The organism is Sulfitobacter marinus, assembly GCF_900116285.1.
Lineage (GTDB): Bacteria > Pseudomonadota > Alphaproteobacteria > Rhodobacterales > Rhodobacteraceae > Sulfitobacter > Sulfitobacter marinus.
The window spans coordinates 15,201-30,041 of record NZ_FPAJ01000002.1 but is presented as its reverse complement, the minus strand read 5'-3'; the positions used below and the strand labels follow the sequence as shown (position 1 = coordinate 30,041).

The window sequence follows — 14,841 nt, the reverse complement described above, 5'->3', positions numbered from 1 at the left end:
CCGATGCCAATCCGCTTAATTACCTTGCGTTACGGGACAATCGCCAACCGGATCGCATAGGCGACAATACCAAGGGCCAGCACGCTTAGCACCCAGATCAGCACAAACCACCCGGTTCTGGACAGCCAGTTGCGCCCCATCAGTGATACCCTTCGGCAGGGTCAATTTTGCCGCGGAACACCCAATAGGTGTAGGCGGTGTAAGACAGGATCATCGGCAGCAAGACCAATGTGCCGACCAGTGCGAACTTCAAACTGCTGTCAGGTGCCGCCGCTTCGGCAATGGTCAGCGATGGCGGCACCATATGGGGGTAAAAGCTGATGCCGATGCCAATGAACCCCAGCACAAACAAGGCCAACGCGCAGAGGAAGGGCGTCACATCCCAGTGTCGCCGCAGGCCTTGGAACAGTCCGAAAACAGCAACAGCAACCAAGGCAGGCACCAGAAACGTAAAGATGGCCGTGGGGAAGGCGAACCAGCGAATGTAATACTCCCCATCCAGAAACGGTGTCCAAATACTGAAGATGCCCATGAAGACCACGGTGGCGATGGCAAAGGGCCATGCCAGCCGCCGCATATGGGCCTGAATGCGGCCCTCAAGCTTCATATTTAGCCAAGTCGCCCCTAACATGGCATAGCCCATCGTCACCGCGACGCCGGTCAGGATGGAAAACGGCGTCAGCCAATCCCACCAACCGCCCGCATAGGCACGGTTTTCAATCTCGATCCCTTGGACCAGCGCGCCCAACGCGATGCCCTGACAGAACGCCGCGACAAAGGACCCGCCAAAGAATGAGATATCCCAAAGCCCTTTCCAACGCGTCGTGCGCCAGCGGTATTCAAAGGCGACGCCGCGAAACACCAACCCCAGAAGCATCAGGATGATCGGCATGTATAGCGCAGGCATGATCGTGGCATAGGCCAGCGGGAAAACAGCGAAAAGACCGCCGCCGCCCAGCACCAGCCAGGTTTCATTCCCGTCCCAGATCGGCGCGACCGAATTCATCATCAGGTTACGCTCTTCCTCGTCCTTGGACAGTGGGAACAGCAGGCCGACACCCAAATCAAACCCGTCAAGGATCACGTAGATCAAAACCGACAGCGCGATGAGCCCCGCCCAGATGAAAGAAAGTTCAAGTCCAAACATGGTATCTCTCCTATTCCGCTGGGCGCTGGTTTTTGTGGCCTTTATGCGCGACCTGGGTTGTGCCCGCCGTGCGAATTGGCCCGTCTGTAATATCCTCGGTGGCACCCACCTTGGGCCGTTTCCCCATCAAACGCAGAATGTAATAGACACCCGCGCCAAAGACGAAAAAGTAGACGATAATAAACGCGGTAAGGGACGCTGCGACGGCTGGTGCGCTGACCGGTGCCAAACTGTCAGAGGTGCGTAAAAGCCCGTAGATGGTGAACGGCTGCCTGCCAACTTCGGTGGTAATCCAGCCCGCCAGAACCGCGACGAACCCCATCGGCCCCATCACGATGGCCGCACGGTGCAGCATCGGGCTGCTGTGTAGTTTTCCGCGCCACCGCATAACTGCACCCCACAAACCAAGCCCCAGCATCGCAAAACCCAAACCGACCATCACCCGGAACGAAAAGAACACGATTGCCACGGGCGGCTCGTCCTCATCAGGGATGGTATCCAGACCGGCAAGCGGCGCGTCCAGATCATGCTTAAGGATCAGTGATGACAGTTTGGGCACCTCGACAGCATAGTCCACACGCTTTTCCGCTTGGTTCGGGATGCCGAACAGGATCAGCGGCGCACCGTCCGGATGGCTGTCAAAGTGGCCTTCCATTGCCATCACCTTAGCGGGCTGATGTTCCAATGTGTTGATGCCGTGGAAATCCCCAGCGGCAATTTGCAGCGGCGTCACAAACAGCAACATCCACATCGCCATCGAAAACATGCGTTGCGATGCCGGGCCTTTGTTGTCTTTCAACAAATGCCATGCGCCGACCGCGCCGACCACAAGCGCCGTCGTCAGATAGGCCGCCAAAACCATGTGTACCAAGCGATACGGGAACGACGGGTTAAAGACGATCTTCCACCAATCCAGTGGAATATATTGCCCCACCTCGTTGATGCCGTAACCCGCAGGTGTCTGCATCCAGCTGTTCACCGACAAGATCCAAGTGGCCGATAGCAACGTGCCAAAGGCCACCATTGCGGTCGCAAACATGTGCAGCCCCGGCCCCACGCGTTTCAGGCCAAACAGCATGATGCCGAGAAATCCGGCCTCAAGAAAGAATGCCGAAAGCACCTCATAGGCCATCAACGGCCCGATCACTGGCCCCGCTTTGTCCGAGAACACAGCCCAGTTGGTGCCAAATTGATAGGACATGACAATGCCCGACACGACGCCCATGCCGAAAGCCACGGCAAATATCTTTTTCCAGTAGTCGAACAGAACCTGATATGTGTCGTCCTTGGTCCACAACCAAAGCGCATTCAGGACGGCCAGAAAGCTGGCCAACCCGATCGAGAATGACGGGAAAATAATGTGGAATGATACGGTAAAGGCGAACTGGACCCGCGCCAAAACCTCGGCAGAAAACCCATCTAACATAACGAACCTTTCGTCATTGAATGCAAAAGGGGTGCTTTTGCATTGATGGACTTAGATCTAATCTAATCCTTGGCCAGTGTCACAATATCAAATTGCCGCAGGTGAATATGTTGGAAAATCAATCCTGACCTTTAGGCCCGGCCCATTGTCCAGCAATGCCAAATCGCCGCCGTGCAGCTTTACGACACCCTCAACCAGACTTAGCCCCAAACCGTTGCCCGGCGTGTGCCTGCTGCGGTCAAGCCGGTACAGACGCCGCACCACGTTTTCACGCTCAGACGCCGGAATGCCGGGGCCGTTATCTGCGATCTCTAACACCGCGTGGCCTGCGTGTTGTGCAAGGTTTACCGTGATCTCACTGCCCTTTGGGGTGTGGCGCATCGCGTTCTCCACCAGATTTGCAAGCACCTGCCCCAGCAGGTTTTTGTCGCCCGCCACCTGAACCGTTTGATCGGGTACCGTGCAAACCAACGACTGGTCATTGGCAGTAGCCGCGGGTTCATAGACCTCGGTCATAGTCCGGCAGAGTTCGTTCAGATCGACAGGTGCGAAATGCGCCTTGGGCGACCCAGATTCCACCGAAGCAATCTGCAGCAGCGATTGGAAGACCGATGCGATGCCGGCAACTTCGTCTTGGACCTGCCCCAGCAATGCGCCTTCCTCTGACGCAGGCGGAATGCTGCGGGCCAGATCATCCAGATGCACGGCAACCCGTTGGATCGGCGTCTTCAGATCATGCGCGATATCCGATGATACCTGCCGCAACATCTGGGTCTGCGCCTCTTGCGCGCTGGCCATCTGGTTTAGCTTGCCGCCAATGCGCACCAGATCATCAGCCCAACGCGGCCCCATTGTCACGCGCGCCGACAGATCGCCATTGGTCAGATCGTCCAACATACCGCCAATGACCTCGACATGGCGTTTGCTGCGCCGCGCGAGGTAAAGCCCCCCCGACAAGGCAATCAGAACGGTGGGCAAAAGGCTAAGCAACAGGATGTTAAAGAATACAACGCGCAACGCCTCGACTTGGGCAAGGCTGCGCGCGACGGTCAACTGCCCCCCGTAAAGCCGTATCGTCAGCGATAAATACTCTCCATCATATTGCGCCTGCCCCTTGGCGAGGGAAACGATGTGATAGCCTTCGTCGTCGCGTGCGATGGCCCCGTTGCCGAATAACTGTCCGCTTGGTGTGATATAGCTGAGGATCACGCGGCTGGGGTCGGTATCGCGCGATTCAGCATCCACCAACAAGGATACCGCCCGCGCATTCGGCGCGGCCCGAAACCCGGCGATGTCTTGTTCAAGATCGGCGCGGATTGCTGTTTCAAACGAATTTTGGGTCACGGCGTAGCTGGCCAAAAGGCTGATCAAACTAACGGTTGAAAACAACAGCACCAAAAGCAGCGCCAATCGAACCGGCATGGACCGCCAAAGCTGACGTATGCGGCCCCTCATCCATCGATCCTGTAGCCCGCGCCGCGCACGGTCTGGATCAATTCACGCTCAAACGGTTTATCCACTTTGGCGCGCAGACGGCTGATGTGGGTTTCGACAACATTGGTCATCGGGTCAAAGCTGATGTCCCAAACCGCCTCAAGCAACATGGTGCGAGTCTGCACCCTGCCTTTGCGGCGCAACAGATGCTCCAACAACGCAAATTCACGTGGCAGCAAATCAATCTCTTGCCCCGCCCGCGTGACCTTGCGGGTAATCAAATGCATCTCAAGGTCGCCCGCGCGCAGAACGGTTTCCTGCTCGAGCGCTTGGGGCCGCCGGGCCAAGGCCGCGACCCGTGCTGACAACTCGCCAAAGGCAAACGGCTTGACCAGATAATCGTCGCCGCCCGCATTCAGGCCGCTGATCCGGTCATCGACACTGCCCATTGCGGTCAGAAATAATACAGGCGTGGTGTTGCCCGCACCGCGCAGCGTTTTGACCAGCGCCAGCCCATCGACCTCTGGCAGCATACGGTCAACGATCAACACGTCATAGCTGCCCGATGTGGCCTGAAACAGCCCCTCGCGACCATCCGTCACCAGATCAACAGTATGCCCCTCTTCGCGCAAACCGCGCGCGATATAGGTGCCCGTGGTGGCATCGTCTTCTACTACAAGCAGTTTCATTTCATCCGTTCCGTCCAAGCCATACCTTGGCGCTACCCTAAAAAACAGGCGTCAGGCAGCCCTGCAAAGCAATCTTACAGATTTGTATATGGGGCAAAAACGCCCTGTAACAACGGACAGCCATGTGGGGAGCATACCAATGATGTGAGGAACCAGACATGACATCTTTAACGAAATCACCCCGCCGCGCATTGCCCCTTGTGTTGGCTGCCGCTTTGGCTTCGACTTCTTTGGTCGCAATCGCCCCCACCACCGCATTGGCGGTTCCCGCAGGCGGCTATGCTGATCTGGTCGAAACGATATCGCCGTCGGTGGTGTTTATCGAAGTGACAGGAACAGCCACGAAACCCCAAACACAAATTGAATTGCCCCAAGGCATGCCCGAAGAATTGCGCAAGCGGTTTGAACAAATGATGCCCGGCCAAGGGGCCGAGGCGCAGCCGGTTCAGGGCCTTGGTTCAGGGTTTATTATCTCAACCGACGGTCAGATTGTGACGAATAACCACGTGGTCGACGGCGCGAACAAAGTGACCGTCAAACTATCCGACGGCCGCAGTTTTGAGGCCAAAGTCGTTGGCAGCGATCCGTTGACCGACATTGCACTGCTGAAAATCGAGGCTGATGTTGACCTGCCCGCCGTGACCTTTGGATCGTCCGACAGCATGCGTGTGGGCGACGAAGTGGTGGCCATGGGCAATCCCTTTGGCCTTGGCGGTACGGTGACCACCGGCATTATCTCGGCCAAATCGCGCAACATCAACGCAGGCCCATATGATGATTTCATCCAGACCGATGCGGCGATCAACCGTGGCAATTCGGGCGGGCCGCTGTTTAACAACGATGGCGAAGTGATCGGCGTCAACACCGCGATCCTGTCCCCCGGTGGCGGGTCTGTCGGGATCGGTTTTTCCGTACCGTCCGATCTGGTGCAAAACATCGTTGCCGATCTGGCCGATGACGGGTCGATCACACGCGGCTGGCTGGGCATTCAAATTCGTCCGATGACCGACGAGGTTGCGCAGGTATTGGGTTATGACGCGCCCAAAGGGGCCGTTATCGAAGCCATCAGCGACAATAGCCCCGCGCAAAAGGCAGGGCTGAAAAAGGGTGATATCATTCTGTCCTTCAACGGCACCGAGATTGACGAGCTGCGTGATCTGACCCGCGCCGTGGCAGATACGGACCCTGATCAAACGGCTGATGTGGTGGTTCTGCACCGGGGCAAGGAAGTGACCCGCGCTGTCAAGATCGGCACCTTGGCCGCGCAAGACGCATAACAGAGCTGCCAGCGGGCTTGCCTCGTTCAAGCTGGCAGTCACACTCCAGCCTGTATGCCCCGATAGCAAACCTATCGGGGCATTTTTTGATCAGTTCAAATCGTTGCCTCGAACAGCTTGCGCAGATTGTCAGAGGTCAAGGTTACAGGATTGCCGCCGCAAGACGGGTCCTCCAATGCCATGGCGACCAGATCATCCATTCGGTCAGCGGTGACGCCCATCTCGGACAGCTTGCGCGGGATGGCAAAGCTGTCGTTGAAATCCTGCACAAAGGCACGGAACCCGTCATAGCCGCCGTTGATACCCAGATACCCTGCGGCACGGTCAAACCGTTCGCGGATCATGCTTTCGTTCAGGTCCAGCACGGCAGGCATACACACGGCGTTGGTCGTGCCGTGGTGGGTGTTGAACACCGCCCCGATCGGGTGGCTCATTGCATGGATCGCGCCCAGACCTTTTTGAAACGCCGTGGCCCCCATTGCGGCGGCTGACATCATCTGCGCCCGCGCCTCGATATCGGTGCCATCGGCATAGGCGCGGGGCAGATAATCAATGACCAAACGCATGCCTTCCAGCGCGATACCTTGGCTCATGGGGTGGTAATGCGGGCTGCTGAACGCCTCGACGCAATGGGCAAAGGCGTCAAGTCCAGTGCCTGCGGTGATGTGCTTTGGCATCCCGACTGTTAGTTCCGGATCACAAATCACGACCGTTGGCAAAACCTTGGGATGAAAGATGATCTTTTTCACGTGGGTTTCAGAATTGGTCAGCACCGACGCGCGGCCAACCTCTGATCCGGTACCAGCCGTGGTGGGCACGGCGATGATCGGCGCGATGGCGTCTGCGTCGGCGCGGGTCCACCAATCGCCGACATCTTCGTAATCCCAAACGGGACGGGTTTGGCCCGCCATGAACGCAACCATCTTGCCCAGATCAAGCCCCGACCCACCGCCAAAGGCAACAACGCCGTCATGGCCCCCGTCGCGGTAGACCTTCAGACCCGCATCAAGGTTGATCTCGGTCGGGTTGGCGTCGACTTCGGAAAACATCGCCCGGCCAAGGCCCGCTGCCTCAAGCAGGTCAAGCGTGCGGGTCGTGATGTCCATCGTGGCCAGACCTTTGTCGGTCACCAGCAACGGTTTGCTGATCCCAGCGACCGCGCAGGCCTCGCCGATCTCGGAAATGCGGCCCGCACCAAAACGCATCGCGGTGGGATAAGACCAGTTGTTTCTCAGCTCCATAGGATCAAGCCTTTTTAAGGTGGTAGGATTTAGGACGCGTGAGCGCCTGATAGCCAAGCACAGACAGGCCCGCGCCTTGGCCGGTGTCTTTGCACCCCGTCCAGCATAATGCCGGATCAAGGTAATCACAGCGGTTCATAAACACCGTGCCGGTTTCAAGCTGCGCGCCGATGGCATCGGCGGCGTCCGCGTCTTTAGTAAAGATCGCAGCGGTCAGACCGAACTGACAATCATTCATCAGCGCAATCGCTTCGGCGTCGTCCTTGACCGGCATGATGCCAACCACAGGGCCAAAGCTTTCGTCGCGCATGACACGCATGTTGTGGTTCACGTTCGTCAGGATTTGCGGGGTCAGATAGGCGGCACCGTCATCCTGCGCAAAGGGTTCGATCAGCGCGGTAGCACCATCGGCCACGGCTTCGGCAATCTGGGCGCGGACTTCGACAGCAAAGCGGACGTTGGCCATCGGGCCGATGGTGGTTTCCTGCTCCAACGGGTTACCCAGCTTCAGGGCGTTCACCCAAACCACGGCTTTTTCGACGAAGGCGTCATACAGGCTTTCATGGACGTAGATCCGTTCGATCCCGCAGCAGCATTGGCCCGCGTTGAACATCGCGCCGTCCATCAGCCCGTCAACCGCCGCATCAACGTTGGCGTCTGCGCGCACGTAACCGGGGTCTTTGCCACCCAATTCGGTCGCCACGGGGGTGAATGTGCCAGCTGCGGCCACTTCCATCGCCTTGCCACCACCAACTGAACCGGTGAAATTGACAAACCCAAACTGACGTTCTGCAATCAAGGCAGACGTCGTGTCGTGATCCAGAAACACGTTCTGGAATACATGTTCTGGAACGCCCGCCGCATGGAACGCTTCGGCCAGGCGTTCGCCAACTTGCAAGGTCTGGGTGGCGTGTTTCAACACAACAGTGTTGCCCGCGATCAATGCAGGGGCAACGGTGTTGATCGCCGTCATGTAAGGGTAGTTCCACGGGGCCACGACCAGCACAACGCCGCGCGCCTCGCGGGTGATTTTGCGAGTGGCGGTATCGCTGTCTTCGATGATCATCGGGGCCAGCGCCTGCTCCGCGATATCGGCCATATAGCTGGCGCGTTCATTGAACCCGCCGAATTCGCCGCCATAGCGCACGGGGCGGCCCATCTGATGGGCCAACTCAACCGCCATGCGATCGGTTGTTTTGCCAACCTCGGCGATGGCAGCGCGCACCAGATCGATACGTTCGGCCAGCGGACGTGCAGCCCACAAAGCCTGCGCCGATTTCGCCTGTGCACAGACTGCGCGCGCGGCATCCAGCGATAAAACAGGGCGTTCCAAATAAACCGATCCGTCAATCGGTGAGATACATTTCAGGGTCTTTGTCATTGCTTATGCTCGCTCAAATCCGCGGTTGATTTCCCAGTCGGTTACGACCTTGTCGTATTCCTCCTGCTCCCATTCAGCTGCGCGGGTGTAATGGTCAACCACGTCGTCGCCAAGGGCCTCGCGCAGCATAGCAGAGTTGCGCAAACTGTCGGTTGCGGCCCGCAGGGTGCGCGGTATTTCCGTGACGCTTGCGTCCTCATAGACATCGCCCAACGTCGGCTCTTGCAGAGGTAGCTTTTCCTCAATCCCCTTGATGCCTGCAGCCAGCAAAACCGCCTGAGCCAGATAGGGGTTCAGGTCCGATCCGCCGATGCGACATTCAACGCGAATACCCTTGGTGCCATCACCACACAGCCGGAAACCGGCGGTGCGGTTATCAACGGACCAAACGGTTTTCGTGGGCGCAAAGGTGCCTTTGGCAAAGCGTTTGTAGCTGTTGATGTAGGGGGCCAGAAAATAGGTGAAGTCGGGCGCGTATTTGATCAGACCCGCCATGAAATGGGCCATCAGCTCGGACATGCCCAGCTTGGCGTCTTTGTCGAAGAACGCAGGTGCGCCGTCTTTCCACAGTGACATATGCACGTGGCTGGACGATCCGACCTTGTCCGGTGCCCATTTGGGCAGGAACGACGCCGAGAACCCCTGCTGAAAGGCGATTTCTTTGGTGGCTTGCTTGGAGATCGTGTGATTATCCGCGCAATCAAGCGCTGCGGCATAGCGGATGTTCAGCTCTTGCTGGCCGGTTTCGGCCTCGCCCTTGGTGCATTCAACCGGCACACCAGCGGCGACCAGATGGTTGCGCAAGGGCTGCAGGAACGCTTCTTCTTTGGCGGTTTGGAATAGGCAGTAATCCTCGTTATGGCCATTGAGCGGCACGAGGTTTGCATATTTCTCTTTCTGAAGGGTCCGGTAATCCCCCTCGAACAAAAAGAACTCAAGCTCGGTCGCCATCATCGCGTCAAAGCCCAAGGCATCCAGCCGCGCGATCTGATTTTTCAGCATTGAACGCGGCGAATGAGGCACAGGTTCGTGGGTGTGGTGATCCAGCACATCGCCCAGCACCAACACGGTTTTATCCAGCCACGGCACCTGCCGCATCGTCGATAGGTCGGGGCGCAGAACATAATCACCATAGCCGGTTTGCCAACTGGTCGATGCGAACCCTTCAGGCGTGGACATCACCAAATCGGTCGCCAGCAGGTAATTGCAGCAATGGGTCTCGGCATGGGAATGCTCGATAAAATTTGTGACGTGGAAACGCTTGCCCATCAAACGGCCCTGCATATCGACAAGGGCCACCAATACGGTATCGACCTCGCCGTTATCGGCCATTTCCCTGAGCGTATCGAATGTTAAATTGCCCATGTGCAGACGTTCCTTTTGCATGTGTGAGGGCGGCACAACCGCGCCGCCCCGTTTATCATAAGTTTATCGGGGATCAGCCAAAGGTATAGGGCGGGCCCGCTTTCGATGTCACATCGTTGTAGTCGCGGAATATCTGAACGATCTTCGCGGCTGTTTCGCCTTCTTCAGCCATCTCGTCCCAGAACTTCACAGCCGCGTCTTCGACTTGCTTCCATTCGTCCTGTGGGACAGATGTCAGCTCCAGCTTTTCGCCGGACGCGCGCAGACGCGCCTCGCCGCCCCAATACCACTGGTTGCGATAGGTGTGGCTTGCCTCGATTGCGGACGACACGATCTGTTTCAGGTGATCCGGCAGCTCTGCCCATTTCTCGGCATTCACAAAGAACGACCCGATCCATGCGCCAGAGATGTTGTTGGTGCAGAAATAGTTGGTCACATCAGCCCAGCCCACGGTGTAGTCTTCGGTGATGCCCGACCACGCCATACCGTCCAGCTCACCTGTTTGAACGGCAACTTCGGCGTCCTCGTAGGGGATGTTCACCGGCACAACACCAAACTGCGACAGGAAACGGCCAGCAGTCGGGAAAGTATAGAGTTTCAGACCATCCAGATCGGACAGCGATCTGATTGGATTGACGGTGTTAAAGTTACACGGATCCTGACCCGCAGCAGACAGCCAATGCACGCCAACCTTGGCGTATTCTTCGCGCCAGATATCGGCCAGACCGTATTGGTTAAACAGCACAGGCACGTCCAGCGCGTGCTTGGTCGCCAATGGGAAATACCCGCCAAAGGACCGGACAGGTGTTGGCGACGCCATGGAATCGTCGTCCGAATGCACGCCGTCGATGGTGCCGCGCTGCAACGCTTGGAACAGCTCGCCTGTGGGAACGATTTGATCCGCATAGAACAATTCGATCTCAAGTTGGCCTTGGCACGCCGCGTTGATCGCGTCGATGGCAGGTTTTGTTACTTCTTCACCTAGCGCCGCACCGGCGTAGGTCTGAAAACGCCAGCGGATCGGTTCCTGCGCATGCAGGATCGACGGTGTGGCAATGGCTGCGGGACCAGCAAGTGCGGCCCCCTTTAGAAACTTACGTCTGGTTGTCATGTGACATACTCCTTGTCGGGTTTCGGATTTGAAGGGCCGGTTCATCCGGCCACGTGGTGGTTAATTCGGTTATTTGCCGTAAACGTAATTTGGCAACCAAAGCGCGATCTGCGGGAACAGCATCACAACGGCCAAGGCCAGTATCATCACCCCCACAAACGGAATGATGGAACGGTAGATATCGGTAATCGTAATCTCGGGCGGGGCCATGGCCCGCATCAAGAACAGGTTATAGCCAAAGGGCGGCGTCATATAGGCGATCTGGCAGGTGATCGTATATAGCACGCCGTACCAGACCAGATCAAAACCCAACGCGCCAACCAACGGCACATAAAGCGGTGCCACAATAACCAGCATCGCCGTGTCATCCAGAAATGTACCCATGATCAAGAACGACAGCTGCATCAAGATCAGGATCACCCACGGGTTCAGGCCCCATTGTTCGGTAAACAGGTTCTCGATCGCCTTGACCGCGCCCAGCCCGTCAAACACCGCGCCAAAGGCCAGCGCCGCCAGAATGATCCACATGAACATGCAGGTAATCGCCAGCGTCTGGCGCACCGACGTCTCAAACACCTGACGTGTCATCCGCCCCTTGAGGATCGCGGCCAGAAACGCGGCGATGGCCCCAATGGCCGAGCTTTCGACCAGCGATGTCCAACCGTTCACAAAGGGCACCATCATTACGGCAAAGATCACGACCGGCAGCAGCCCAGCGCGCAGCAGGCGCAACTTTTCGGGCCAGCCGACATCACGTTCTTCCGGCGGCAGCGCCGGACCAAGCTCAGGGTTAATCCGGCAGCGGATTGCGATATAGATAATGAACATCGTCGCCATCATCAGACCCGGAATGGCCCCCGCCAGCCATAATTGCCCCACCGGCTGACGCGCGATCATAGCATATAACACCAACACGACCGATGGCGGCACAAGAATGCCCAAACTTGACCCGGCCTGAATAACGCCGGTCACCATCAGCTTGTCATAATTCCGTTTCAGCAGTTCAGGCAGCGCAATCGTGGCACCAATCGCCATGCCAGCAACAGACAACCCGTTCATCGCAGAAATCAGCACCATCAGGCCAATCGTCCCGATGGCCAAACCTCCGCGCACGCCGCCCATAAACACGTGAAACATCTTGTAAAGATCATCCGCGATTTTGGATTCGGACAGCACATAGCCCATGAAGATAAACATCGGCAGGGTCAGCAAAGGATACCAGCGCATCAGCTTGATCGCGGCGGAAAACCCGATGTCATAGCCGCCCCTGTCACCCCATAAAAACAGCGCAGCGATCACGGCGACAAAACCGATGGCACCAAACACCCGCTGCCCCGTCAGAAGCATCAGCATCATGGTCGAAAACATCAATATGGCGATCAGTTCATAGGGCATTGCGCGTGTCCTCACCGGATTTGAGGAAAAGGATGTCCTTGAACAGTTCAGAGACAGCTTGAAGCAGCATCAGAGATATGCCGATGCACATGGTGACCTTGACCGGCCACATATAGGGACGCCACGCGGTTGGACTGCGTTCGCCACCATACTTAAACGAATACATCGTGGATTCGATGCCGCCCCACAGCAGAATGAACAGATAAATCAGTAAAAACAGTACGGTAATGCAATCGGTCCATGCTTTTTTGCGCGGGGTCAGTTCAGCATAGAACAGGTCCATCCGCACATTCGCGCCCATTTGCATCGCGTATGGACCGCCCAGAATATAATATCCCACCATCACAAACTGCGCCATTTCCAGCGTCCAAAGCTGGGGCGACGCAAAGGTCTTATTATAGGATGACCACAGCAAAATACCCATCAAGACAAAGATGCCATACATCGCGATGCGTCCCAGCCCGTGGTTAAACCCATCCACAACCGAAATATATTTGCGCATCGCGTTCATTCAGCTGCCTCGTGGAAAAGAGAAGGGAACGCGGCGGTAAGCGATCCAACCAGGTGCTGCGCCATTGTTTTTGCCTTTTGATCCGTATCGATCAGATCACTTCGGATTTCGATCATCACGGCTGGCACACCCTGCGCCTCTCCGTGTTTCTCAAGCGAGTAGGTCACGCCATCCGTGGCCGCATAGGGTTCGTTCAGCGCCGCCCTGTAAGTGCCTTGCGCCTGTTCTTGCGCCAAAAGCGCTTGGGCTGCTGAGGGATCAGAGTGATACAGATACCCCAACTCTACCTCGCGCTTTCTGCCGTTATAGATCGGGGTAAAGCTGTGAATGGTCACCACCAACTGCGGTACCATCTGGGCGCGCTGCATATCCACCGCGTCATGAAATGGCGTATGCACCCGGTCAAAGCGGTCCTGTTTTTCCTGCTTCGACAGGCCTGCATTTCCCGGAATATCGAACACTTCGCTGCGGGCCGGAACGCAATCCGGTGCAGCAAGGGGCCTGTTACAATCATAGATCAGGCGTGAAACACCACCGGCCACCAATGGCGCATCAAGTGCGTCACACAGCTCGATCGCGACATCCAGCGCACCGATATCCCACGCAGCATGGGACGCCTGCGCATCAGCACTAAGCCCCAAATCGAACGCGTCCGGGACAAAATTGGAAGCGTGTTCGCATATCAACAACACCGGGGCCTGCCCACTGCTACCGATCACCCGCGCCGCTGTCCAATCGCTGCTCAAACCGAAAATATCCTTTTTGACTGGCTCCATCACTACAGATTTTTCTAGCCTGTCAAGAAATTTCCTGTACCATTTGCTTCACAATTAGAATTCCTGTACCGAAAGGAACAGCTTTTGCACAAAAAAGCACTCGTCCGCGATTTGCTGAAAGAAAAGCAGACAGAGCTCACCGCAGCGGAGCGTAAACTATCGGCTGTTCTGCTCGACGATTCCTTGTTGACTGGCCTGCAATCTATCAACCGTTTGGCCGAATGCGCCGAAGTGTCTTCGCCCACCATCATTCGCTTGGCCCGCAAGCTGGGATTCGACGGCTTCTCGGGTATGCAGGACGCCATCCGCGAGGAAATAGGCGCGCGGATGAAACAACCGCTGGCCAAGCTGGACGCCGTGGCCCCTTCTGACAGCCGCGATCATATCGTTTCGCGCTTTATCGGAGCGGTGTCTGACAATATCAACCGCACCCTAGACCGGCTTGATCTGGCCGAATTCAACCAAGTTGCCGAGGTGCTATCCGACCCCGCGCATCGGCTTTATTTGCTGGGCGGGCGTATCACGCGGTCCAATGCGCATTACTTTTTCAACCACCTGCAAATCATCCGCCCTCAGGTGACGCTGCTGGATTCATCGCCCAGCGTTTGGCCACAGTCCCTGCTGGACATGAATGCCGGAGCGGTTTTGGTGATCTTTGACATTCGCCGCTACGAGAAAGAGCTGGAGAAGCTGGCCAATCTTGCCGTGAAACAGGGGGCCAGCATCGTCCTGTTCACCGACGCATGGGGATCGCCCATCGAGAAACATGCCCGGTTCTGTTTTCGGTCCATGGTCGAGGTACCGTCGAGCTGGGATTCGACCCTTGCGATCAATTTCCTGATCGAAGCATTGGTTGCCGAGGTCCAGTCGCGCAGCTCCGATCAAAGCGCCGAACGCATCGCCGCCCTGGAACAGATGATCGGCGAATCGCGGATCTTTCGCAGCAATTAATCGCGTCGCGCAATTGGCCGGTTTCGTATTCGATAAAACTGAAGTGGTCCTGCTTTTTAGGACAGGTTTGCGGCTCAGCTAAGATGACCCACTACTATGCTGCGAAGCGGAGAACGGCAGGTTTGAGCCCAACCTGT

14 protein-coding genes are annotated in these 14,841 nt (G+C 56.9%); 2 read left to right on the top strand and 12 right to left on the bottom strand.

Features of this window, described 5'->3' with window-relative positions; translation table 11 throughout:
* Positions 1-29: 29 nt before the first annotated feature.
* The 5 genes from BM347_RS05560 to BM347_RS05540 form a co-directional block, all read right to left on the bottom strand.
* On the bottom strand, positions 30-140 hold the full coding sequence (locus BM347_RS05560) for a DUF2474 family protein (RefSeq protein WP_093915474.1): 111 nt from the start codon (positions 138-140) through the stop codon (positions 30-32).
* Complete coding sequence (gene cydB, locus BM347_RS05555; RefSeq protein WP_093915473.1) at positions 140-1,147, bottom strand: cytochrome d ubiquinol oxidase subunit II; 1,008 nt, start codon at positions 1,145-1,147, stop codon at positions 140-142. The genes BM347_RS05560 and cydB overlap by 1 nt, the downstream gene beginning before the upstream one ends.
* Positions 1,148-1,157: 10 nt before the next feature.
* Complete coding sequence (locus BM347_RS05550) at positions 1,158-2,573, bottom strand: cytochrome ubiquinol oxidase subunit I (RefSeq protein WP_093915472.1); 1,416 nt, start codon at positions 2,571-2,573, stop codon at positions 1,158-1,160.
* Positions 2,574-2,660: 87 nt separating this feature from the next.
* The gene (locus BM347_RS05545; RefSeq protein ID WP_093915471.1) at positions 2,661-4,028 is read right to left on the bottom strand and encodes a HAMP domain-containing sensor histidine kinase; all 1,368 of its coding nucleotides are present in this window, start codon (positions 4,026-4,028) and stop codon (positions 2,661-2,663) included.
* Complete coding sequence (locus BM347_RS05540; RefSeq protein ID WP_093915470.1) at positions 4,025-4,696, bottom strand: winged helix-turn-helix domain-containing protein; 672 nt, start codon at positions 4,694-4,696, stop codon at positions 4,025-4,027. Before BM347_RS05540 ends, BM347_RS05545 begins: the two co-directional genes overlap by 4 nt.
* A 158-nt stretch (positions 4,697-4,854) precedes the next feature.
* Here BM347_RS05540 and BM347_RS05535 point away from each other — a divergent pair, with 158 nt between their 5' ends.
* The gene (locus tag BM347_RS05535) at positions 4,855-5,973 is read left to right on the top strand and encodes a Do family serine endopeptidase (RefSeq protein ID WP_093915469.1); all 1,119 of its coding nucleotides are present in this window, start codon (positions 4,855-4,857) and stop codon (positions 5,971-5,973) included.
* Between the two features lie 95 nt (positions 5,974-6,068).
* Here BM347_RS05535 and BM347_RS05530 read toward each other — a convergent pair whose 3' ends face one another.
* The 7 genes from BM347_RS05530 to BM347_RS05500 all read right to left on the bottom strand — a co-directional run bounded on the left by BM347_RS05530 (position 6,069) and on the right by BM347_RS05500 (position 13,723).
* The gene (locus tag BM347_RS05530) at positions 6,069-7,214 is read right to left on the bottom strand and encodes an iron-containing alcohol dehydrogenase (RefSeq protein ID WP_093915468.1); all 1,146 of its coding nucleotides are present in this window, start codon (positions 7,212-7,214) and stop codon (positions 6,069-6,071) included.
* Positions 7,215-7,218: 4 nt separating this feature from the next.
* Positions 7,219-8,595, bottom strand: a complete 1,377-nt coding sequence (locus tag BM347_RS05525) for an aldehyde dehydrogenase family protein (protein WP_093915467.1) — start codon at positions 8,593-8,595, stop codon at positions 7,219-7,221.
* Between the two features lie 3 nt (positions 8,596-8,598).
* Positions 8,599-9,960, bottom strand: a complete 1,362-nt coding sequence (locus BM347_RS05520; protein WP_093916042.1) for a glutamine synthetase family protein — start codon at positions 9,958-9,960, stop codon at positions 8,599-8,601.
* Between the two features lie 73 nt (positions 9,961-10,033).
* Entirely contained in the window at positions 10,034-11,071 is a 1,038-nt protein-coding gene (locus tag BM347_RS05515; RefSeq protein WP_093915466.1) for a TRAP transporter substrate-binding protein, read from the bottom strand.
* A gap of 69 nt (positions 11,072-11,140) precedes the next feature.
* Positions 11,141-12,466 carry a TRAP transporter large permease gene (locus tag BM347_RS05510; RefSeq protein WP_093915465.1) on the bottom strand — a complete coding sequence of 442 codons (1,326 nt, stop codon included), beginning with the start codon at positions 12,464-12,466 and terminating at the stop codon, positions 11,141-11,143.
* Entirely contained in the window at positions 12,456-12,977 is a 522-nt protein-coding gene (locus tag BM347_RS05505) for a TRAP transporter small permease subunit (protein WP_093915464.1), read from the bottom strand. Before BM347_RS05505 ends, BM347_RS05510 begins: the two co-directional genes overlap by 11 nt.
* Positions 12,974-13,723 (bottom strand): N-formylglutamate amidohydrolase, encoded by a 750-nt coding sequence (locus BM347_RS05500; RefSeq protein WP_245764198.1) that lies wholly within the window; start codon positions 13,721-13,723, stop codon positions 12,974-12,976. Before BM347_RS05500 ends, BM347_RS05505 begins: the two co-directional genes overlap by 4 nt.
* A 114-nt stretch (positions 13,724-13,837) precedes the next feature.
* Between BM347_RS05500 and BM347_RS05495 the strand changes: the two genes are divergently transcribed.
* Entirely contained in the window at positions 13,838-14,704 is an 867-nt protein-coding gene (locus BM347_RS05495) for a MurR/RpiR family transcriptional regulator (RefSeq protein WP_093915462.1), read from the top strand.
* The last annotated feature ends 137 nt before the right edge of the window (positions 14,705-14,841 follow it).